The following is a 21,408-nucleotide window of genomic DNA, read 5'->3' as shown; positions in this document are numbered from 1 at the left end:
TGCCGGGTTGCTGTTTAAAGACTACTCGCCTCACTTAAAATGTCTATGATGGCTCTAATTTACTTCAATTAAGGGTTTTATCAAAATAAAAAAGAAGGCGTCCTTTACTTTTTGGACACCTTCTTTCCGGGATTATCCTCCAAAGTCGTCAAACGATATATTTTCTTTAGGTACACCCCAATCGTCGAGCATTTTAAGCACTGCAGCATTCATCATGGGAGGACCGCAGAAATAATATTCTACTTCTTCTGGCTCGGGATGGAATTTCAGATAATTATCGATAAGGGCTTGGTGCACAAATCCAACAAAACCATCAGCTTCGCGGTCGTTGATGTCTTTAGCCACTTTCCAGTTGTCTTCAGGGAGCGGCTCTGAGAGCACAACATAGAATCTGAAGTTGGGGAATTCTTTTTCAATTTTGCGGAAGTGATCTATGTAAAAGAGCTCTCTACGGCTGCGGCCGCCGTACCAATATGAAACTTTTCTGGTGGTCTTAAGTGTGTGGAACAAGTGGAAGATGTGTGCGCGCAGGGGTGCCATACCAGCACCACCACCTATGTAAATCATTTCTTTGTCGGTGTTCTTGATAAAGAACTCACCATAAGGACCTGATATGGTAACCTTATCGCCCGGCTTGCGAGAGAAGATGTATGAAGAGCAAATACCAGGATTTACATCCATCCATTTGTTCTTAGCTCTGTCCCAGGGCGGAGTGGCGATACGAACGTTGAGCATAATTATGTTGCCTTCGGCTGGATGATTCGCCATTGAGTAAGCGCGGAAGATAGGCTCATCGCTAACCATCTTGAGCGACCACATGTCGTATTTATCCCAATCAGGCTTAAACTTATCAGGACCGGCAGGATCATCCGGATGGGGGCGAATGTCGATGTCTTTGAAATCAACGGTTGTAGGTGGTACGTCGATTTGGATATATCCACCCGCTTCGAAGTGCAGATTTTCGCCTTCAGGCAGTTTTACAACAAATTCTTTAATAAAGGTTGCAACATTATAGTTTGACACTACTTCGCATTCCCACTTTTTGATACCAAAAACTTCCTCAGGAACGCGAATTTTCATATCACCCTTCACTTTCACCTGGCAGCCAAGTCTCCAGTGGTCTTGGATCTGCTTGCGGGTGAAGTAACCTACCTCTGTAGGCAGAATTTCACCTCCACCTTCCAGCACCTGACACTTACACATGGCGCATGTACCACCACCACCGCAGGCTGAAGGCAAGAATATTTTGTTGTTGCTGAGCGTAGAAAGAAGTGTACCTCCGGCTTCTACCTCGAGTATAGTTCCATTTACATCCAGCTTTACTAACCCACCCGGCGATAGCTTGGCTTTAGCGTAGAGCAGGATAGAAACGAGCAGAAGTATTACGACAAAGAATACTACTGCACTTACTACAATCACATTAACACTCAATAGCATATGTCCTCCGATTAAAGTTTAATACCCATAAAACTCATGAAAGCCAAGCCCATAAGGCCTGTGATGATAAAAGTAATGCCGAGACCGCGCAAAGGCGCCGGAACATTCGAATATTTAATCTTTTCGCGGATGGCTGCAATTGCTACAATGGCGAGAAACCAACCTATACCGCTGCCAATGCCAAATACAGTTGCCTCAGTAATTGTAGAATAGGCTCTTTCTTGCATAAAAAGGGCTCCACCGAGAATTGAGCAGTTTACGGCTATAAGAGGCAAGAAGATACCAAGTGCATTGTAAAGCGCTGGTGCAAACTTTTCTACCGTCATCTCAACCAGCTGAACCATTGAAGCAATAACTGCAATAAACATGATGAAGCTCAAAAAGCTCAGGTCAACTGTAGCGAAAGATGGATCAATCCATTTTAAAGCTCCTTCTTTGAGCACATAGTTTTCCAGCAGATAATTGATGGGTATTGTGATGCCTAATACAAAGATTACTGCTAACCCAAGACCTACTGCAGTACGTACGGTTTTAGAAACTGCCAGATAGGAACACATCCCGAGAAAATAGGCGAAAATCATATTTTCTACGAAGATGGACTTGACGAATATGTTGATTAAGTCTTGCATAGTAATCGGTCGTTTTTAGATTTTCTCAATCAATTTAGTATTTCTAGACCTCTGTATCCAAATGATGATGGCTACAGTGATGAGTGCCATCGGAGGCAGTAGCATCAAGCCGTTGTTGGCATAAAAACCTCCATTTGACAGCATCCAAGATTTTGGAATCACAGGAATGTCAAACAAAGTTCCATTGCCAAGCAACTCGCGGAAAAAAGCTACGGTAATAAGGATAACCCCATAACCGAGAGCATTGCCAATGCCATCGAGGAAAGATTTCCAAGGTGTATTACCTAAGGCAAAGGCCTCAAATCGACCCATGATGATGCAGTTGGTAATGATCAATCCAACGAACACCGAAAGCTGTTTGCTGATGTCGTACACATAAGCTTTCAATACTTGGTCAACCAAAATAACCAGCGATGCAACTACAACCAACTGTACGATAATACGGATTCTGTTTGGTATGTAATTTCGCATTAAAGAGATAACTACGTTACCCACTGCGAGTACAAACATTACGGACAATGACATTACAATGGCTGGCTTCAGCTTCACTGTAATAGCCAGTGCCGAACAAATACCCAATACCTGTACAGTAATGGGGTTATTGTCGTTGAGAGGGTCAGTTATGAGTTTGCGATTCTTTTTTGAAAAAAGAGGTTCGCTTTCCTTGACTTGAATTTTTTTCTCTGCTACTTCACTCATGGCATTATTTGTTGTAAGATTTCAAAAAACCGATGTAATTTCTCAAATTGTCTTTCAGCATGGCATCTACACCTACGGAAGTAATTGTTCCTCCTGATATACCATTGACCTGGTAGTCTCCGGAAGCATCGCCTTTTCGAACCTCGATGGAAACAAATTCATCGCCTTTCATGATTTTTTTGTTAGCGAATTGGCTTTGGAAACCGGCTGTATTGATTTCAGCTCCCAAACCCGGAGTTTCAGTTTTATGGTCGAATGTGGCACCATAAACGGTTTCTACATCCTCGTTTAAGGCAATGTATCCCCAGATCGGCCCCCAAAGACCCTTACCTCTTAAAGGAATGATGTAATAAGTTTTGCCTTCTTTTTCAGCAACAAAGAGAGGGTTGAGGCGCTGTTCACCGGGTTTTTTGATCTCATCGGCGAGGTCCACTTTAAGCGCATCTACACCTTCTACTTCCTGACCATTTTTGACAACCAGGGATTTTTTAATGTATTGGTCGAAGGCCTTTTCTGCCTCGCTGCGCTCAACGTTTACGCCTATAGATTTTAAAATGTTCTGCTTGATTTCGAGATCAATGTTCTTCTGCTGCTTATCCTTGAGCGAAATGGCTGTGAAAGAAAGGAGTGCTGCTACGATGATCACCATCACGGCAGCAAAGGTGAAAGTATAGCCGTTGCTGTTTACGTTCATTTTCTTAGGCTTTTACAGTTTGGAGTTTCATTCTCTTCATGCGCTTCCTAATGTTTGCTTCCACTACATAGTGGTCGATGAGTGGGGCAAAAACATTCATCAGCAAGATGGCCAGCATGATGCCTTCGGGATAAGCCGGATTAAAAACGCGGATCATGATGGCAAAAAATCCAATTAAGAAACCATAAATCCATTTGCCCTTTTCGGTTTGTGCAGCACTTACGGGGTCAGTAGCCATGAAGACAATACCGAAGGCAAAGCCACCCATAATAAGGTGCTGCCAGGCAGGTATACTCATGAAGCCCTTCATCTCAGGTGTGATGGCTGCTGAGCTCACCGCATTGAAGATCAATCCCATGGTGAGAGCACCGAGTACGCCAGAGAGCATAATCTTCCAACTACCTACACCTGTAGCAATTAATATCACAGCCCCTATCAAAATAGCCAGAGTAGATGTCTCGCCTACAGAGCCAGGAATGAACCCTAAAAACATATCGATGGCTGAAAAATCAGTCTTGCCTGTGGTAGCGAGATCACCAAGAGCAGTAGCGCCGGAGTATCCGTCCACAGCTTCACCTTTAAGCATTCCGCCAATCCACACCTTTTCGCCTGACATGTAAGAGGGATATGCGAAAAAGGCAAAAACGCGTGCCGTAAGGGCAGGATTGAGAATGTTCATCCCAGTTCCACCGAATACCTCTTTACCAATAACTACCGCAAAAACTACTGATAAGGCCAACATCCACAGTGGAATATCGATGGGCATAATCAGCGGGATGAGCATCCCTGTTACGAGGTAACCTTCATTGATTTGATGTCCTTTTGCTATAGCCATTCCGAACTCAATGCCCAAACCTACACCGTAGGATACGATGAGCATCGGTATAATCTTAGTAGCACCGTAAAGGAACTTATCCCAGAAGGTAACTACCTCAAGCATACCAGCTGCTTTGAAGTGCTGATAGCCGGCGTTGTACATTCCAAAAAGCAGAGCCGGAATGAGGGCTACTATTACGGTAAACATGGTCCTCTTCAGATCGATGCCGTCGCGGATGTGAGCACCTCTCGCTGGAGTAGTATGACCGGGCACAAACAAAAAGGTGTAAAATGCATCGTAGGCCGGCCAATACTTGTGCAATTTGCCTCCCTTTTCAAATTGGGGTCTTAGGGAGTCCATGAAATTTTGAATTGCTTTCATTCCTCAAAAATTTATATCATTCAACATTTAATCTACTAACCCACTTCTGATTTTAAGAGTTCCAAACCTTTGTAAACGGTTTCTTGGACGGGAATTTTTGATGTACAAACAACTTCACAGAGGGCAAAGTCTTCTTCAACAACTTCGTACAGGCCGAGCTGCTCCATTTTTTCGATATCGTTTACCATGATGGCCTTAAGCAATTGTACGGGGTAAATATCAAACGGGAAAACTTGTTCGTATTCACCAGTTACAACAAACGGGCGTTCCTCCCCATTCATCTTTGTATTGTAGGGCAGCGCTTTGCCATTCTGAAACCAATTGAGCAATGCTCTGTGTATGGTGAACTTTCCTATACCAGGTAGGAGCCAGCCTAGGAATTCGGGTTCGTGATTTTCCTCAAGTACAGAGATGGTGTAATCGTAAAAGCCAAGGAATCCGTCCTCATCTTGACGCACTCCGGTAAGAATGTTACCCGAAATTACTCGACTATGCCCCTCTTTGAGCAATACTTTTAAGCCTTTAAGCGAAGCACCGGAGATGATGTGGTAGTAGCCCGGGTTTGATACCATCGGCCCAGTAACTGCTACAATCTTTGAGGCATTATATCGGCCTGTTTCTAAGAGTTCCCCAATCATCGCAAGGTCTTGCGGGTAGAGATACCATACGCGCTCACCGCGATTAATGGGATCGATGTAATGAATGTGCACCCCAACATTGCCAGCCGGATGTGGGCCAGATATAGTGTGGGTTTCAATATTTCCAGAGATCAGACCTGAGAAAATTTCGGGATTGGGATTTGAAGCCGAAAAAGTAAGGTGTACTTTTCCGTCAGTAAGCTTTTTAACCGCTTCTAATCCTGTTTTCAAAAAGTTTTTCTTGTCCTTAATTATAAAAAGTGGATCAGCTGAAATAGGAGCAGTATCTACACACGATATAAAGATGGCTTTCGGCTTGTCTTCTGGATGCGCGATGCAGCCATACGGACGTTGACGAACGAGTGTCCACAGGCCTGATGCCAATAGTTTTTCAATGATTTGCTCTCTGGAGGCATTCTCCGGATTGAGCTTTCCAAAATCTAAAAAGTCAATTTCTTTATCAGCAAGGATCTTTACTGCCAGCAACTTTCGCTTTTCCCCTCTTACAATCTCAACAACCTGACCACTCACTGGGCTTGGTATTGTGATTCTGTGGTCATCTTTGCTGTAGATGATTGGTTGGCCTGCCTTTACGGTATCCCCTTCTTTTACCGAAAGTTTTGGATGAAGAAACTTAAAATCGTCTGGCTTAATGGCATAAACATCGGCCTTCAAGTCTCCCAACACCTCCTGCTTTGGCTGGCCTGTTATCTTTATATCAGCACCTTTTTTTATTCTGATATTCATTCAATTGTTTGTTTTGAGAGCGCACAAAATTATACAGCCACTAAATTTAATTGTTTGCTTTCTAAAAATTTGTGAAAGCCCTTAAACGATTTTAAAAGATTGTTTGTAACTCAAATCATAAAAAAAACCGGCCCGTGGGCCGGTTTAATTCTTTAAGAAGGTTTTTTGCTTGAGCAGCAACCTTTTGCTTCACTTTTTTCAGAGCCGCAGCTTTTCTTTTCAGCTTTCTCAGTTTTACATCCCTCTTTCTCAGATTTTTTTTCAGGCTCAGTGGCCATCATCATTATAGGAAGGGCAGTGATAGCAAAGAACAGAGCGATTTTTCTCATTTTCAGTAAAAATTATTTATTGTGAACAAATTTACTCAAATAAAACATTCACTTCCAAAATTTTTTCTGCCCGAAGTATCTGAACGGGAGCCGTATCTCCTTTTTCGTATTGAGAGAGGGCTTCCATATAATCACGAATGTTCCGGATAGGCATATTGCCAATTTTCACAATGTAATCTCCTTTTATTATACCGGCTTTATCTGCTGGTTTTCCTTTCGTTACACCTTCTACTTCTAGGCCTTTATTGTCGGAATTATATCCAGGCATTATGCCCATTGTAACAGACAAGCGCACCGGACGACTCTCTTGCTGGTCGTCAGTGGGAGTGAAAGTGAGCGGTTGTGGGAGTTGATCCAAATATTCAATCAAACTAGCACTGAGGGCGACAACGTCGCGAATTCCAAATATATTGATGCGCGCTGGAATGTCAGAGGGCTTGTGATAGTCGGGGTGCAGTCCTGTAAAAAAGTGAAGAACGGGAATGTTTTGATTGTAGAAAGAAGTATGGTCAGATGGCCCTCTACCACCTCGCGACAATTGGTAAGTAATGTTATAACAAGGAAGTTGCCTAAAAGCATTTTCCCACTCTGGCATTGTACCTGTGCCGCTGATTTTTAAATTTCTATCATCACCCAGCCGGCCAATCATGTCAAAGTTGAGCATGGCGGTGATCTTTTCCATCGGATACGTAGGGTTGCTGACCCAATGCTTAGAACCCAGAAGTCCTTGTTCTTCAGCACCAAAAAACAAAAAGAGGTAATTGAAATTTCTATTGCCAAATTCGGCGATGTAGTTGGCTAAAGCCATAGCACCTGCTACACCTGAGGCATTGTCATCAGCGCCAGGATGTATTTGCGGCTCACCTCGATACGTCGAATTCTTATCGCCCATTCCCAAGTGATCATAATGTGCACCTATTATGAAGGTATATGGTGCACCATTTTCCCAATAACCTGCGATATTATATGTAGTAACTTGATTTTCATATATTTGAGTGATAACTTTTATGCGTTTTAGCTTCTGTAAGCCCTCGATCAAGTCTTTTGATACATACCAAACAGGTAAACCGACTGGCTCTTGGGTTTCAAAAAATCGCTCAGGAACTGGAACACCTGAAACTTTTGTACTCGTAAGCAAAAGCCCCTTCACTTTGTAGTCTTTAAGCAGTTGAATCAAATCCTGAATTTTAAATGTTTTAAAATCAAGCCCTTGACTTTGATATAACTCCTTTAGGCCGTATAAATCGACGACTGCTATTTTCTTGCGCACTTTTCGTGGTTCCTCTACAGTAAGAGCACTGTTTTTCAGGGTAAATACAGGGGCAATCAACCGACCTTTCACTTTTCCGTTGTCTGAAAATCGCGTTGGATACACCTGTTCACTGGGTTTCACAACTGCTTTTCTCGATTTAATTAAGGTGTTGTCTGAAATTTTAACTTGAAGTTTTACAGTAAAGGGCTGGGTATAGTTACCGGCTTCACCCATTGGAATCAGTCCAATCTCTTTGAGTTGATCAACGATGAAAGCCACGGCGATCGAATCGCCTTGTGAACCGGGATAACGCCCCTGAAACCGCTCTGATGCCAACTCATTTAAGACAAAACTGATTTTATCAACAGAAATTACCTCTGGGTCTACACACTTCTGAGCGTAGCTCCAGAAGAGCAAAAACTGAAAGATGAATACATATGTTATCCTTTTCATCCGAACGAAATTTTTACGAATGTACAATGTTGACCTCTGAGCAGACCAAAGTGTTCCTCTACGTTTTAAAATTTGAAGGTTTTTTAAATAGATGGTGGGCCTTTACCCAAATGGGAAAAAACGATTGGAAAAAGGAACTTGAGCAGGTATTCGGATTCTTTAAGATGATGGGCACGGGTTCAGGCAATGGTTTTGGAATTGCACCTGATTTTGGTACCTACATCATTATAACAACCGCAAAAAATCACGATACAATTGTCGAATCTTTGCATGTAAAAGAATTATTGAGGCGTGTAAAAAGTCTGAAAATCTACGAGATGATGCCAATGAAAAGCCACGGCTTGTGGAATGGCCGAAATCCATTCGAACACAATTCGGTTACCCACATACCGGAAAATGACTATCCACAGCTATCGGTCATTACCCGCGGCAGTATTAAGCGGTCGCTCTGGTGGAAATTCTGGAAATTTGTGCCAAAAGTAGCCCGCCAAATACCTTCAGAGGCTCTTTATTCTGTAGGCATGGGCGAACTGCCCCTGGTAGAACAAGCCACTTTCAGTGTATGGAAAAGCGAAGAAGACATGCGCCGATGGGCTTACCAAAACAAGGCACATAGAAACGTAATTGCCCTTACGCACAGCCTGAAATGGTACGAAGAAGAGCTATTTGCCAGATTTCGCTGCCGCGAAATTCAGTGAGTCGTGTCTATCCACCTATCAAACCACATTTGAAACATAAGCAAAAACCAAATTCTCTGGTGATCGATTCGAGATTTAGAGTCGCTTTTCAAAAAATATTGCACGCTTTGTTTTACTACATCCGGATTGAAAAAACCTTGTCGTTTCAACTTGTCTTCGTTTAAATGTTCATCGATCATCCATTTCAGTTCATTTTTCAGCCATTTGTGTATTGGAATTCCAAATCCCATTTTTGGTCTGTCCATAATCGTTTTAGGCACATATTTATGCACGATGTGTCGCAAAATCGCCTTTTGAATATTTTGGTTATTTATTTTAAAATAATCGGGCAAACTAAAAGCATATTCAACAACTCTGTAATCTAAAAATGGCTCCCTTCCTTCCAAACTAACTGACATTGTTGCGCGATCGACTTTTGTGAGAATATCTTCTGGTAGGTATGTATAAAAATCTGTCAAAAGAATAGAATTTAAGAGAGATTCATTGGATATTTCAGGTAAATATATTTCTTGAAGTGGGTTAAAAAAAACACCCTTAGATAACATAATTTTAATTTGATAAGGGGAGAAAACACTCAATTGATTTAAGAAGAGTTTTGAAGTATTATTATCCGAAAAATAAGTGTTTATTTTCCAAATTAAATCATATTTAAAAATATTTTTTTCATTCGGCAATAAATGCGTCATTTCACCGATAAATTTTTTAATTATTGGAGGAATGGATACGATTTTTCGCAGCTGTTGATGAGCTTTCAGATGTCGTTGATAACCGGCAAAAAGTTCATCGCCTCCATCGGCCGAAAGGCTTACGGTGACGTATTGCCGAGCCAGTTTGCTCACGAGCATGGTGGGCACTGCTGATGAGTCACCAAAGGGTTCATCGAAGTGAAATGGAATTTTTGGCACGAGTTCAATGGCATCCGTCAATTTGCAGGTAATGGTGGTGTGATCAGTACCCAGATGTCGAGCTACTGCTTCTGCGTGGTTTGCTTCGTTGTACGCTTCATCATCGAATCCAATGGTAAACGTTTTAAGTCTAGAAGTCATCTCTGTCTGAAGCAAAGCGGTAACTGCTGTGCTGTCATACCCTCCACTTAGAAATACACCCACAGGCACATCAGCCACCATGCGCAGTTTAAAGGCATCTTTTAAAAGAGTTTCAAGCTTATCAGCCGTGTCTTCAAAAGATTCGTATTGATATACATTTTTTATAGGTGTCCAATAAGCAAAGTTTTTAACTTCTTTTGAGGTTAAATTGTATTCAATGATGTGTGCAGGCAATACTTTTTTAATGGATTGAAAAATGGTAGCTGGAGCAGGAATATACCCTAAATAAAAATAAGTATAAACTGCTGAATAATCTATGTCATTACTTGATGGATTTAACCGTAAAATAGATTTTAATTCAGATGCAAAAATGAGATTGCCATTTGTAAGCTTAGAGTAGTATAAAGGCTTCACTCCTACTCTATCTCGAATTAGATAGATTTTTTCTCTTCTTATGTCGTATAATACTATTGCAAACATTCCATTTAGATGCTCAACGAAAGAAATACCGTATTTTTTGTACAAATAGATTAAAACTTCCGTATCGCTTTCTGAGGTAAATTTTATTCCATCCTTTTGTAGTTCAGCCTTTAATCTTTTGAAGTTATAAATTTCACCATTAAATACGATTACCATATCTTTTTCAGCAGAAAACATTGGCTGATGACCGCCGGTAGACAGATCGATAATAGCCAATCTTTTAAATCCAAAATAGATAGAATATATATCTTTTCTTATTATTTCAATACCCTCGTCATCCGGTCCTCGATGGTGTATTAAATCTATAGCTTTTTTAACCTTTTCTTCAGTAACAGAATTCGAAAAATCAACAATACCCGCAAAACCGCACATACATGTACATTTGTTGCAATCAAAGGTATGACTTCACTTTATAAATGACCATAAAGTTTTACCACAAAGACTCAAAGACATATTACACAGAAGAAGGAGGCTATCTAATCGCATCAGACACAAAGGTTCAAATTGTGCGTGGCATACCCAGATTTGTGGAATCCTCAGCGTATGCTGAAGCATTTGGAGTGCAATGGAATCGTTTCAAAAAGCTGCAGCTCGACAGTTTCACAGGCACACACTTTACACGCGTGCGACTTGAACGATGCCTGGGTGCTGATGTAAAACAGATTTTAGCTGATAAACTGGTACTCGAAGCCGGCAGTGGTGCTGGTAGATTCACAGAGTACTTGGCACCATATTGCAAAGAATTGTACACCTTTGACCTCAGTAGCGCTATTGATGCCAATTACGAAAACAATCGCAACGAAAAAACTCAATTTTTTCAAGGAGATATTTTGAACATTCCCTTTGAAAATGAAGTTTTTGACCTTGTAATTTGTTTAGGCGTTTTACAACATACTCCAAGTACTGAAAAAGCCATTCATGAACTGTGGAGAGTGGTAAAACCAGGAGGAAAATTAATTGCGGATCATTACCATTTTAGATGGTCATATTACACCACAGTTATTCCGTTTTTTCGATTTTTTATAAAGAGATTACCACCAAAATATTCCATGAAAATAGTTCAATTATTGGTGGATATCTTTTTCCCAATACATTGGAAGTTAAGACACTCTAAAATATTTAAATGGATTTTAGGGCACATATCGCCAGTACTTACTAACATAGAGGCATTTGAAGAAAAAGGTTACGACTTTAATAAAGACACCGCTTATCTCGAAACCTACGATGTACTCGCAGATTACTACAAGAAATTAATCACCAAATCAGAATTGGAGAGAATACTAAAAAACTTAGACAATGTCGAAAATTATACAATCGAAAAAGGTGGAAATGGATGGGAATATAGAGTCACAAAAAAACTCTGCTGATAAGACATCGCCCGAATATTGGGATGCCTTTTGGGAAACAAATCAAATTCCGGATGAAATTGTAATAAATAAAAAACACATAAACTCTTATTTATATACAGAATTTGATGCCTTTTTTAGAAAACATATTGAGACAGGACAAGAAAGAAAACTCATTGAACTTGGATGTGGAAATAGTGTATGGTTACCCTATTTTTTTAAAAATTTTAATCTGATTATTTATGGTCTAGATTATTCAGATTTGGGATGTCAAAGAAGCCGGTTTATTTTAAAAAAATATAATACCCCAGGTAAAATATTTGAAGGTGATTTGTTTTTGCCTTCGGATGAGTTGAAAGGCAAGTTTGACTATGTGGTCAGCTTTGGGGTAATTGAACACTTTCGAGACACTGTAGAAGTTCTTAAAGCTCATGCTCAGTATCTCAATGATACTGGTAAAATCTTTGTTTCAGTCCCAAATATGTGTGGTTTTCCAGGTTGGTATCAAAAGGTGATGAACCGTGCAGTGTTTGACACACATATGCCAATTGACAATAACTATTTAAAAAATGCTTTGCAAAAAGCTGGATTCAAAAACATCGATATACAATATGTCTTGCCGATAGCTGTATCCGCTCAAATCGATGGAGCGCATAAAACATCCTTTGTCTCATTAAAAAAATTTTTGACTTTAAACCTCTCAAGATTGACAAAAATATTATGGGCTTTTGAAATTTATACTTCTTTAAAACTTCCAAGAACCCGCACATTATCTCCAGCACTTATAGCCTATGCCGAAAAAGAGTAAAGTACTCTATTTTTACCCTGATCTTTCTCCATTTATACAGAAAGATATACACTTTTTAAGAGGGTATTTTTTGGTAAAGGCATACGCATTTACTGTTAAGTACAAGTGGCTACTTCCAGTGTATTTTACCAGACAATTTTTACATTTGATTATAAATTTATGGACATCTAAAAAAATTATTTGTCGATTCGGAGGCTATCATGCACTCTTACCAGTACTTTTTGGCAAAATTTTCCAGAAGAAAACCTTTGTAATTTTTGGTGGAGTAGAAGCACACTGTATACCTGAAATTAATTATGGATTTTGCACTAAAAAAACGCTTTTTTTTGTGAATAAAATCATACAAAAGTATGCATATAAAATTCTTGTTGTTCATCGAAGTCTTTACCATACTGATTACAAATATTTTTCGACAATAGGTAAGCAAGGATTAAAAAATTTATACAATACACCATCAGACAAAGTAATCGAATTGAAAAATGGATATTCAAGTGATGTTTACAGAGTCAAAAATTATGACAGAAGTGGATGGTCATTTATCACCGCCCCTGGCCGTATTGATCAACAAACGTTTTACTTAAAAGGAGTGGACTTATTAGTAGAACTTTGTAAAAAAATGCCATATATTGAGGTAACGATCGTTGGTGATTGGCAACTAAATGGAATTACACTACCAAAAAACATAACCTGCTTGCCAAAGTTGTCGCCTTCAGATCTGGTGGAGGTGTATAATCGCCACACATTTTACATGCAACTTTCAATGGCTGAAGGATTTCCGAATGCGCTGTGCGAAGCGATGTTGTGCGGATGTGTACCTATTGGCTCCGATGTTTTTGGAATACCAGAAATCATTGGTGATACAGGATTTTTGTTGAGAGAAAAAAAATTTGATGAGTTAATCCGAATAATCGAAAATTTAAAGAATTTTGACCTGAAGTATCTCTCTGAAAAGGCAGCTGAACGGATCATACGGAAATTTAGCCTTGAACAGAGAAATAAAAGATTTTTAGAGATTTTATATTCAGACTGATAACAGCGTTATGCTTCAGAAAAATATTACAGTACTTGCCCTTTCCATTGGTGTTTTTTTTCAATCATTCGCACAGAAACCTCTTGGATTCGAAGAATGTTTGGCGCTGGCCTATTCAAGAAATCTGTCAATAAAACGCGCCCAACTTTCAAGACAGCGAGCCGAATCGCTCGCCTCCCTGGCGAAATACAACCTTACCCCCTCACTCAATGGATCATTTGGTTACACGTTTAATTTCGGTTTGAACATCGACCCTGTGCGAAATGTGATCGGACGAGAGACACGCCAAATAGGCAACATCGGCTTCAATACGCAGTGGGTGCTCTTCGATGGCCTTCAGAACTATCACAACATCAAAAGAACGCAGTATAATCTGCTGGCTGAAAACGAAAACATCGAAACAGCTAAAAACGACCTTACCCTGAATCTTGCTCAATTCTATCTGCAAGCCCTTGTTAATGAGGAACTTCTGATCGTTGCTGAGCAACAGCTCGAGCTGACTGAAAAACAACTTAAACGAACTAAAGAACTCGTAGATGCCGGCGTGCTGCCTGAAGTGCGCTTGCAAGAAATTCAAGCTCAATACTATCGAGAGCAGCAAAATGTAGTCTTAGCCAAAAACAATCTCGACATAGCTCTGCTACAATTGGCTAATCTGATGCTGTACGACGGGACGGAAAGCCTGCGAATTAAGCCCTTGACGTCAGAAATTCCTGTAGTGGACTACTCAGGCTACAAGCCTAACGACATCTACCGAGAGGCTTTTCAGAACAATCCGTCCTTAAAATCGGCGCGACTCCTTGAAAGTGCTGGAATACATGAAGTAAAACAAGCCCTTGGTACGCGCTTTCCGCTCATAGCTCTGGTAGCCGGTATTTCGACCAATTACGCCAACACAGTGCCTAATATAACTGGCAATCAAACCGTTACCATACCCATTGGTGTAACCCAGGATGGAGTACCCGTATTTACTACCATCAGTCAACCGGTAATTGATTCCGAAAAACCAATTAAGCCCTTCAGAAACCAAGTGGTGGACAACGTCAATGAGTTTTTAGGCATCTCTATACAAATACCTCTGTGGTCGCGTTACCAAATTTCAAATACGTTGAACAATGCTCGAATCAACTATGAACTGGCCAAAGTGAACTACCAACAAGCTCAAGTTTCGCTATTTCAGAACGTACAACAAGCGCATGCACAATTTATGGCCGCAAAATCAGGCCTGGAGGCTGCGACCAAAGCTGAGCGCGCTGCCCGAACAGCTTACGAAAATGCTGAACAACGATACACAAATGGGCTGCTCGATCAGGTGCAGTTAGAAAGCTTTAAAATCAACTATGCCAATGCGCAAAGCCAGCTGACGAGAGCCAAGTACGAATACATATTTCGCTCAAAAATCATTGAATTTATCCTTACAAACACCATAAAACTTTAACAGGATGAAAAAACGAACCCTCCTGATAGGCGCAGCTATCCTAGTGATTGTCGTATTAATAATACTTAGAAAACAAGGAATCATAGGTAGCGCAGGCGAGGTATTGGAAGTAGAGACAGATGTAGTGACAAGAGGTGATATCATCGAAACAGTGACCGCCTCAGGTAAGGTTCAGCCAGTTACGATGGTGAAGATCAGCCCAGAAGTGCCGGGAGAAATCATCGAACTGCTTGTAAAAGAAGGACAAACCGTAAAAAAAGGCGACTTGCTCTTGCGCATTAATCCCGATATATATCAAGCGGCCGTAAATCGTGCCGAAGCCGCTCTTAACTCAGCTCGCGCAAATCTATCCACTGCTAAGGCTACTCTGCTGGAGGCTGAAAAGGTCTATAAACGCAATCAACCCCTTAAAGCATCTGGCGCCATCTCTCCAGGAGAGTTTGACGCCATCGAACGTGCCTTTAACGTTGCAAAATTTCAAGCTGAAGCTGCTGAATATCAATTAAAAAGCGCAGAAGCTTCATACAAAGAAGCGCGTGACAACCTGCGCAGAACGACCATCTACGCTCCCATCGATGGGCTAGTGAGCAAGCTGAATGTAGAAGTAGGTGAACGCGTGGTGGGTACGGCTCAGATGGCTGGTACTGAGGTGATGCGCATCGTTGACCTTAGCGAAATGGAGGTAGTGACAGAAGTAAATGAAAACGACATAAACAAAATAAAAATTGGCGACTCCGTATCCATCGAGGTAGATGCCGTTTCAGATAAACCCTTCTATGGCCATGTAACTCGAGTGGCATATTCATCCACCTCTAATCCTTTGAATCAACAGCAAGTAAGCACTGACCAAATTACCAACTTCGAAGTGCGCATACGCATTCATCCGGCCTCTTATGCTCATTTGGTTGAAAAGACAAAATATCCCTTTAAACCAGGTATGAGTGCGGCTGTAGAAATCTTCTGCCAAAAAGTAGAAAACGCCTTGCGCGTGCCGGTAAGGGCCGTAACTGTGCGTTCAGACTCAGCATCAGCCCGTGTAAAGGTCGAAGAACAAAACAAAGACAATGCGTTTGAATGTGTCTTTGTGGTAGATGGAAACAAAGCACAACTGAGAAAGGTGGAAATCGGGATTCAAGACGAAAACTATTTTGAAATTCGAAAGGGACTTTCTGAAAACGAAAAAATTATCATAGGCCCTTACACGGTGGTTAATCAAAAGCTCAAGCACAACTCACCCATTAAGATTAAATCTGAAAAAGATAAGTCAGAGAAGTAATGCAAATTGCCTTTGATACCTCTACACCTATGTGCAGCGTGGCGCTGCAAGCGGGAGGTCAAGTCGATAGTATTAATGAAGTTTTAAAAGACAACAGTCATTCAGAAGCGGTATTTTCATTCATTGAAAAGTTGCTAGATAGACAGAATGCGACTATTAATGATGTTAAAAGTATTGTCGTTGGGTTGGGTCCAGGGTCTTACACCGGACTGCGCGTAGCTGCCTCAGCAGCTAAAGGACTAGCATATGCTCTCGATATTCCCATTTATGGCATAAGCAGCCTCCGATTAATACGTGAAAAGTTTACTAACAGTCAAATTTCTGTAGCTCAGGACGATCTCGTTATTTCTTGCATTGATGCGCGAAGAATGGAGGTGTATGCCTCAGCTTTTACAGGGCAAGGTAAAGCGGTGTTTGAAAACAAAGCCGTTAAAGCCAATGCCGAAACCTGGAAAGAACTGGAAAACAAGTTCAAATCGATTTATGTAGTAGGTGTAGGCGTTCTGAAATTGAAACAGGTACTCACCTTGAGCAATATTCAAGTGGTAGAAGATATTTATCCGCTTGCTGAGCAAGTATTTTCTCAGAATGTAAAGTCTTACTTAGAACCGCTCGATATGGCCTATTTCGAGCCAATTTATGTAAAGCAGTTTGGCGAGTTGTAATAAAATTGAGGGTTTATTCCTTTTTATCTCCTACCTGCAAAAAATTAATGTGCTTTTTAGGTTAGATGGAATATGTGGAGGTAATAAGATCGCACAAAAATTTTTTTGGCATTTTTAGTAGTCTAATATTTTTAAAATTAAGATTTGCAGCTTATGATTGCGTAAATGATAAACTAAAAAGCTAGGCTTCCAAATTGTGTGGACTTCTTTAGCAGCCGAACGTAAGTTTCTGTAGTCAATCCTAATATCCATTGTTAAGTTTTTGGTGATAAGATCGAAAAAATTTTTATCTAAATCTGTGTACGTTTAAAAGTGACTAAAAATCTTTTAACGAACAAGGCGGAAATAAGCAGACAGGCTCAGACGAAACAAGCATTCACTACCTCATCTGAGCAAGCCTTAAAAACGAAAAGATAATAAATGAAATTTACTGCTTCGCTGTATTCAGCAGGTCTTTGATTCCGCCGAGAGAGCTAAGTACACCAGTGGCTTCGAAGGGTAAATAGACGGTTTTGGTATCGTTGCCAGTAACCATTTCTTTTAGGGTTTCGATGTATTTAATAGCCACCAGGTAGTTGACTGGGTCGCTTTTTGTACCGGCTATGGCCTGAGAAACGAGGCGAATAGCTTCGGCTTCGGCTTTGGCAAGCTGAATTTTGGCTTCGGCCTGGCCCTGAGCTTGGAGTATGGCTGATTGTTTTTCGCCTTCGGCTCGATTGATTTCGGCCATTTTGGCCCCTTCGGCTTCAAGGATTTGAGCTGTTTTCAGACCTTCAGCCTCGAGGATGCGCGCACGACGATCGCGCTCAGCGCGCATTTGCTTTTCCATGGCATCGCGAATGTCTTTGGGTGGGTTAATGTCTTGAAGTTCAACGCGGTTGATTTTTACGCCCCATTTATTGGTAGCGTCATCGAGTATTCCGCGAAGTTTTGTGTTGATGGTATCGCGCGATGAGAGGGTTTCGTCCAGGTCCATCTCGCCGATCACGTTGCGCAGGGTGGTTTGAGTAAGTTTTTCAATGGCTTGAGGTAGATTTTCGATTTCGTAGAGGGCCTTTTCAGGCTCTACGATCTGAAAGTAGAGCAGTGCGTTGATTTCGGTGACCACGTTGTCGCGGGTTATGACGTTTTGTTTCGGAAAGTCGAAAACGGCTTCTCTAAGGTCGATGCGTACGTTTTGTCGGTACACGGAGATGGTCTCACCTCTTGGACCTGCTACGCTATACCTCCAATTTATGGGGCGTGGTTGGTCAATAAAAGGCACTATAATGTTGATGCCAGAATTAAGTGTTTTATGGTACTTTCCAAGTCGTTCGATGACCATGGTTTCGCTCTGGCGTACGATGATGATACCTTTTACGGCAAAGAGAATAACAAATACGGCGAGGAAAATAAATACATACATGGCGAAGGAGTTTTGTGTGCAAGGTAATTACCAGTTTCTGAATGTGCTATTCATCGGCATATACTTTTGTCAAAAAAAAAGTATTTGAAAGTACTCATCTTAATTCGCAAAGGCTATCGGGAACATATCGGTGGCGACACGATTCAGGTATTAAAAACAGCTGAATATTTAAGAAAATTCAGAGTAAGTGTCGAAATCATTGAGTCGGATGAAGCACTCAGTGGCAGACGTTACGACATTTTACACTTTTTCAATTTAGGACGCCCTTATGACCTATATCCCTATCTGAGTAGCATTCGGTCACCACTGGTTATCTCTTCGTTGTTTGTAGATTACCGAGAATACGACGTGCGTGGCAGATTTTGGCCTATGCGCGACATCATGGCTTTTGTGGGTCGCGACAATGCCGAATATCTTAAAGCATCAGCCAAAATGCTGTTAGGCCAATTGCCTTACAGCGCATGGCAATATTTGATAGACGGACATAAAAAGGCTATTCGAAAAATCCTTCAAAACGCCGATTGTTTGATTACAGCTACCGGTAGCGAACTGGAGAGGATTTACAACTACTGCAACTTGCTCCCCGCTTTTACGGATGTTGTTCCCCTGGGAATTGATCCGATTTTTTTTACAAAAGATACGCCATGGCACAGGCGAAAAGGAATAATGTCAGTTGGTCGAATTGAAGGACTTAAAAACCAAGCAAAGCTTATAAAAGCGGCTGGTAAACTCGATGCTCCCCTCACACTGGTGGGTAAGCCAGGTAAAAATTCGCTGCTGTACAACTGGTATGTGCACTGGTTGGCTGGCGATCGGGTTACATTTGCAGGCCATGTGCGCCCCGAAAAGTTGCTCGACTTGTATCTGGAGCATCGCGTGCACGCACAGCCCTCGTGGTTTGAAACGACTGGATTGGCCTCGCTTGAAGCAGCTGCCTCCGGCTGTAGAATAGTGGTAACCAACAGGGGTGACACTGCCGAAGTTTTTGGCGTTTATGCACTCTACTGCGACCCTGTCAATCTATTGGACATTACAGAAAATCTTATGCTCGCTCTCGAAACCCCACCCGCAGCGGAACAGAGAGATTATTTTTATGAAAACAACTCTTGGGAAAAATCGACCAAAAAACTCATTGAGGTTTATCGACGTGTATTAGATAAGTAAAGGCTAAACGCCTTTTTATGAAAACATTAATTTCATGAACGTACGGCTCACTTTAATGGAATTGGCTCTAAATAAATAGAACACCTGCTCTTAGAATTTAAAGACTTCAAAAACATTTATCATAGAGCATCGTTTACGTTAAAAAACACTTAACATGAGAACCATTTCCTTCGTAGCTTTTATTCATCTGCTTACAGGTATACTTAGCCCGTTTCTCTACCTAAATGGCTACTACGCACTCGGATTATTTTTATTTTCTGTATCGCCTGCAGTATTGCTGTTGCTGGTGTACATCATTTTAAAGGACAAAACATTTGTAGCTCCCGAGTCGTACAACAATCAGTGGTATCAGGACAATACACACATCAAGTTTTCACACACCAGCGAGTGGGAATCAGAGAATTAAAAAGGTTTAAAGTGCAAAAGCCGACCCTTGGGCCGGCTGTTACGACGGTTATTTCAAAAGTTCTTTTAAGCGTTGGCTTGCTTATCGAGTACTACCTTGCCTTTGTAGTACAGCTTGCCCTCGTGCCAGTAGGCTCTGTGCCACAAGTGAGCCTCGCCAGTTACATTGCAAATAGCAACAGTAGGAACTTCGGCTTTATAATGCGTTCTGCGCTTATCTCTGCGGGTTTTGGATTGCCTGCGTTTAGGATGTGCCATGGTCGTATATATTAATTGAGTTTATTTTTTAAGTCTTTTAATTTTTCCCACCGTGGATCGGTTGGAAATTCGTCTAACGGCTCTATGCCAGTAGAAATTTTATCTACTTTGATTTCGGCTAATTTTCGAGTTACGTCGTTTTCAAAGGTACCGTCAGCCACGCCTGGATGTATTCGCTGAAGGGGAATAGCGAGTACGGCTGTTTCGTAAATGAACTGCGATAAATTGATCGTGTGTTCTTCGTGTGGAAGCGTCATTATTCCATCTTCTTCTTCAATGAAAGTAGGGCCAAATTTTACGACCAATTTCCAATCGCCAGATATGTCGAGGTCAAAAGGTTCGGTGCTGATATCACAATCCACCTCTACTTTGCCACCTACTTGAAAACCAAACACAAGCATATTTGGTTTCTTTTCCATCTCCACCTTACAAGTGAGGCGGGCATTTCTGAAGTCTTGAGTGGCATAGTGTGCAAAGTAGGCATCGTCGAGGGTATATTCAAAGCGATGAACGCCCACCTTCATGCCGACGAAGGGCACGTCAAACTCTTTTAGCCAGCGTTCATCTTTTTTTGACATCTTTCAAGTAGTTAAAAATGAGCCTACTCTTTCCTTTTTATCTCTGTTTTTAAAGGGCTGCAAAAGTAGTGAATAAAGCGCTAATTAAAGTGTTTACAAGAGGTGGATTGTAATTTTAACACTTTACTGTTCAGAGCTACACCGAAGTATTTAATCAAATTTTTTGACATAAAAGTGGCAGTAAGGCGTAGTGCCTTTAGTATCGTAGTAATTCTGATGGTAATCTTCAGCTGGGTAGAATTCACCTGCCGGAGTTACTTCGGTTACTACTTTATGCCCTTTACTGCGAAGGATTTCAATCAGTTTTTCGGTAATTTTCTTTTGTTCCTCATTTAAATAAAAGACTGCACTTCTGTACTGATGGCCAATATCGGGTCCTTGTCTATTTAACTGACCTGGGTCATGCGTTTCAAAAAATACCTTACAAATTGTCTCGAAATTCACTTTTAAGGGATCGTAGATGACCTCTACGGCTTCTGCATGACCGGTAGTTCCGGTACATACTTGCTTGTAAGTGGGGTTGGGTACATGTCCGCCGGTGTATCCGCAGCGAGTACTGATGACGCCTGGGATGCGCTTCAAATGGTATTCGGTGCCCCAAAAGCAGCCTGAAGCCAATATGGCACGTTCATATTTTTTGTCGTTCATCTTCTGAGCATTTAGGGTAAGGACTGAAAGGGTAAGCAAAGAAAACAGCTTTTTCATCTACATTTGTTTATACATTTATTAAACCAC

Annotated in this window: 22 protein-coding genes; 9 read left to right on the top strand and 13 right to left on the bottom strand. The window is 41.2% G+C overall.

From position 1 onward, the window contains the following. Positions 1 to 132 precede the first annotated feature (132 nt). From nqrF to EIP89_RS10535, 8 genes are all read right to left on the bottom strand, one after another. Positions 133 to 1,437 carry an NADH:ubiquinone reductase (Na(+)-transporting) subunit F gene (nqrF, locus tag EIP89_RS10565; protein WP_124398652.1) on the bottom strand — a complete coding sequence of 435 codons (1,305 nt, stop codon included), beginning with the start codon at positions 1,435 to 1,437 and terminating at the stop codon, positions 133 to 135. Positions 1,438 to 1,448: 11 nt separating this feature from the next. Then, a complete protein-coding gene (gene nqrE, locus EIP89_RS10560) occupies positions 1,449 to 2,066 on the bottom strand; it encodes an NADH:ubiquinone reductase (Na(+)-transporting) subunit E (protein ID WP_124398651.1) in 618 nt (205 codons plus the stop codon). Between the two features lie 15 nt (positions 2,067 to 2,081). Continuing rightward, positions 2,082 to 2,765, bottom strand: a complete 684-nt coding sequence (locus tag EIP89_RS10555) for an NADH:ubiquinone reductase (Na(+)-transporting) subunit D (protein WP_124398650.1) — start codon at positions 2,763 to 2,765, stop codon at positions 2,082 to 2,084. Positions 2,766 to 2,769: 4 nt separating this feature from the next. Further along, positions 2,770 to 3,459, bottom strand: a complete 690-nt coding sequence (gene nqrC / locus EIP89_RS10550) for an NADH:ubiquinone reductase (Na(+)-transporting) subunit C (protein WP_124398649.1) — start codon at positions 3,457 to 3,459, stop codon at positions 2,770 to 2,772. A 4-nt stretch (positions 3,460 to 3,463) separates the two neighbouring features. Then, positions 3,464 to 4,657: an NADH:ubiquinone reductase (Na(+)-transporting) subunit B gene (locus tag EIP89_RS10545; RefSeq protein ID WP_124398648.1), complete on the bottom strand. Its 1,194-nt coding sequence runs from the start codon at positions 4,655 to 4,657 to the stop codon at positions 3,464 to 3,466. 35 nt (positions 4,658 to 4,692) lie between these two features. Further along, positions 4,693 to 6,042 carry a Na(+)-translocating NADH-quinone reductase subunit A gene (locus EIP89_RS10540; RefSeq protein WP_124398647.1) on the bottom strand — a complete coding sequence of 450 codons (1,350 nt, stop codon included), beginning with the start codon at positions 6,040 to 6,042 and terminating at the stop codon, positions 4,693 to 4,695. A 152-nt stretch (positions 6,043 to 6,194) separates the two neighbouring features. Next, the gene (locus tag EIP89_RS11520; RefSeq protein WP_160160592.1) at positions 6,195 to 6,371 is read right to left on the bottom strand and encodes a hypothetical protein; all 177 of its coding nucleotides are present in this window, start codon (positions 6,369 to 6,371) and stop codon (positions 6,195 to 6,197) included. A gap of 31 nt (positions 6,372 to 6,402) precedes the next feature. Then, positions 6,403 to 8,076, bottom strand: coding sequence for a M28 family peptidase (locus EIP89_RS10535; RefSeq protein WP_124398646.1), 1,674 nt, complete (start codon positions 8,074 to 8,076; stop codon positions 6,403 to 6,405). 26 nt (positions 8,077 to 8,102) lie between these two features. On the opposite strand from EIP89_RS10535, the gene EIP89_RS10530 reads away from it, so the two are divergent. Continuing rightward, positions 8,103 to 8,774, top strand: coding sequence for a spheroidene monooxygenase (locus tag EIP89_RS10530; protein WP_124398645.1), 672 nt, complete (start codon positions 8,103 to 8,105; stop codon positions 8,772 to 8,774). Here the strand turns inward: EIP89_RS10530 and asnB are convergent. Then, positions 8,768 to 10,672 carry an asparagine synthase (glutamine-hydrolyzing) gene (asnB, locus tag EIP89_RS10525; protein WP_124398644.1) on the bottom strand — a complete coding sequence of 635 codons (1,905 nt, stop codon included), beginning with the start codon at positions 10,670 to 10,672 and terminating at the stop codon, positions 8,768 to 8,770. The two genes, EIP89_RS10530 and asnB, sit on opposite strands and share 7 nt — an antisense overlap. Positions 10,673 to 10,716: 44 nt before the next feature. On the opposite strand from asnB, the gene EIP89_RS10520 reads away from it, so the two are divergent. The 6 genes from EIP89_RS10520 to tsaB all read left to right on the top strand — a co-directional run bounded on the left by EIP89_RS10520 (position 10,717) and on the right by tsaB (position 16,863). Further along, a complete protein-coding gene (locus EIP89_RS10520) occupies positions 10,717 to 11,667 on the top strand; it encodes a class I SAM-dependent methyltransferase (RefSeq protein WP_124398643.1) in 951 nt (316 codons plus the stop codon). Then, positions 11,630 to 12,454, top strand: coding sequence for a class I SAM-dependent methyltransferase (locus tag EIP89_RS10515; RefSeq protein WP_160160591.1), 825 nt, complete (start codon positions 11,630 to 11,632; stop codon positions 12,452 to 12,454). Before EIP89_RS10520 ends, EIP89_RS10515 begins: the two co-directional genes overlap by 38 nt. 328 nt (positions 12,455 to 12,782) lie before the next feature. After that, the gene (locus EIP89_RS10510; RefSeq protein WP_160160590.1) at positions 12,783 to 13,484 is read left to right on the top strand and encodes a glycosyltransferase family 4 protein; all 702 of its coding nucleotides are present in this window, start codon (positions 12,783 to 12,785) and stop codon (positions 13,482 to 13,484) included. Positions 13,485 to 13,494: 10 nt separating this feature from the next. Further along, complete coding sequence (locus EIP89_RS10505) at positions 13,495 to 14,922, top strand: TolC family protein (RefSeq protein WP_124398640.1); 1,428 nt, start codon at positions 13,495 to 13,497, stop codon at positions 14,920 to 14,922. Between the two features lie 4 nt (positions 14,923 to 14,926). Continuing rightward, positions 14,927 to 16,198, top strand: coding sequence for an efflux RND transporter periplasmic adaptor subunit (locus EIP89_RS10500; protein ID WP_124398639.1), 1,272 nt, complete (start codon positions 14,927 to 14,929; stop codon positions 16,196 to 16,198). Beyond that, entirely contained in the window at positions 16,198 to 16,863 is a 666-nt protein-coding gene (gene tsaB, locus EIP89_RS10495) for a tRNA (adenosine(37)-N6)-threonylcarbamoyltransferase complex dimerization subunit type 1 TsaB (RefSeq protein WP_124398638.1), read from the top strand. Before EIP89_RS10500 ends, tsaB begins: the two co-directional genes overlap by 1 nt. A gap of 427 nt (positions 16,864 to 17,290) precedes the next feature. Here tsaB and EIP89_RS10490 read toward each other — a convergent pair whose 3' ends face one another. Further along, positions 17,291 to 18,268 (bottom strand): SPFH domain-containing protein, encoded by a 978-nt coding sequence (locus EIP89_RS10490; RefSeq protein WP_124398637.1) that lies wholly within the window; start codon positions 18,266 to 18,268, stop codon positions 17,291 to 17,293. Positions 18,269 to 18,352: 84 nt separating this feature from the next. Between EIP89_RS10490 and EIP89_RS10485 the strand changes: the two genes are divergently transcribed. Next, positions 18,353 to 19,432, top strand: coding sequence for a glycosyltransferase family 4 protein (locus EIP89_RS10485; RefSeq protein WP_124398636.1), 1,080 nt, complete (start codon positions 18,353 to 18,355; stop codon positions 19,430 to 19,432). Between the two features lie 154 nt (positions 19,433 to 19,586). Then, positions 19,587 to 19,838, top strand: a complete 252-nt coding sequence (locus tag EIP89_RS10480; RefSeq protein WP_124398635.1) for a hypothetical protein — start codon at positions 19,587 to 19,589, stop codon at positions 19,836 to 19,838. Positions 19,839 to 19,903: 65 nt separating this feature from the next. Here the strand turns inward: EIP89_RS10480 and rpmF are convergent, their stop codons facing one another. The 3 genes from rpmF to msrA all read right to left on the bottom strand — a co-directional run bounded on the left by rpmF (position 19,904) and on the right by msrA (position 21,378). Continuing rightward, positions 19,904 to 20,095 carry a 50S ribosomal protein L32 gene (gene rpmF, locus EIP89_RS10475; protein WP_124398634.1) on the bottom strand — a complete coding sequence of 64 codons (192 nt, stop codon included), beginning with the start codon at positions 20,093 to 20,095 and terminating at the stop codon, positions 19,904 to 19,906. Between the two features lie 11 nt (positions 20,096 to 20,106). Continuing rightward, entirely contained in the window at positions 20,107 to 20,673 is a 567-nt protein-coding gene (locus EIP89_RS10470; RefSeq protein ID WP_124398633.1) for a YceD family protein, read from the bottom strand. A 150-nt stretch (positions 20,674 to 20,823) separates the two neighbouring features. Beyond that, positions 20,824 to 21,378: a peptide-methionine (S)-S-oxide reductase MsrA gene (msrA, locus tag EIP89_RS10465; protein ID WP_170157629.1), complete on the bottom strand. Its 555-nt coding sequence runs from the start codon at positions 21,376 to 21,378 to the stop codon at positions 20,824 to 20,826. Positions 21,379 to 21,408: the final 30 nt, after the last annotated feature.

This window comes from Thermaurantimonas aggregans (assembly GCF_003851885.1).
GTDB lineage: Bacteria > Bacteroidota > Bacteroidia > Flavobacteriales > Schleiferiaceae > Thermaurantimonas > Thermaurantimonas aggregans.
Note: the sequence above shows the minus strand (reverse complement) of the source record. Positions and strands in the feature narration are given on the sequence as shown.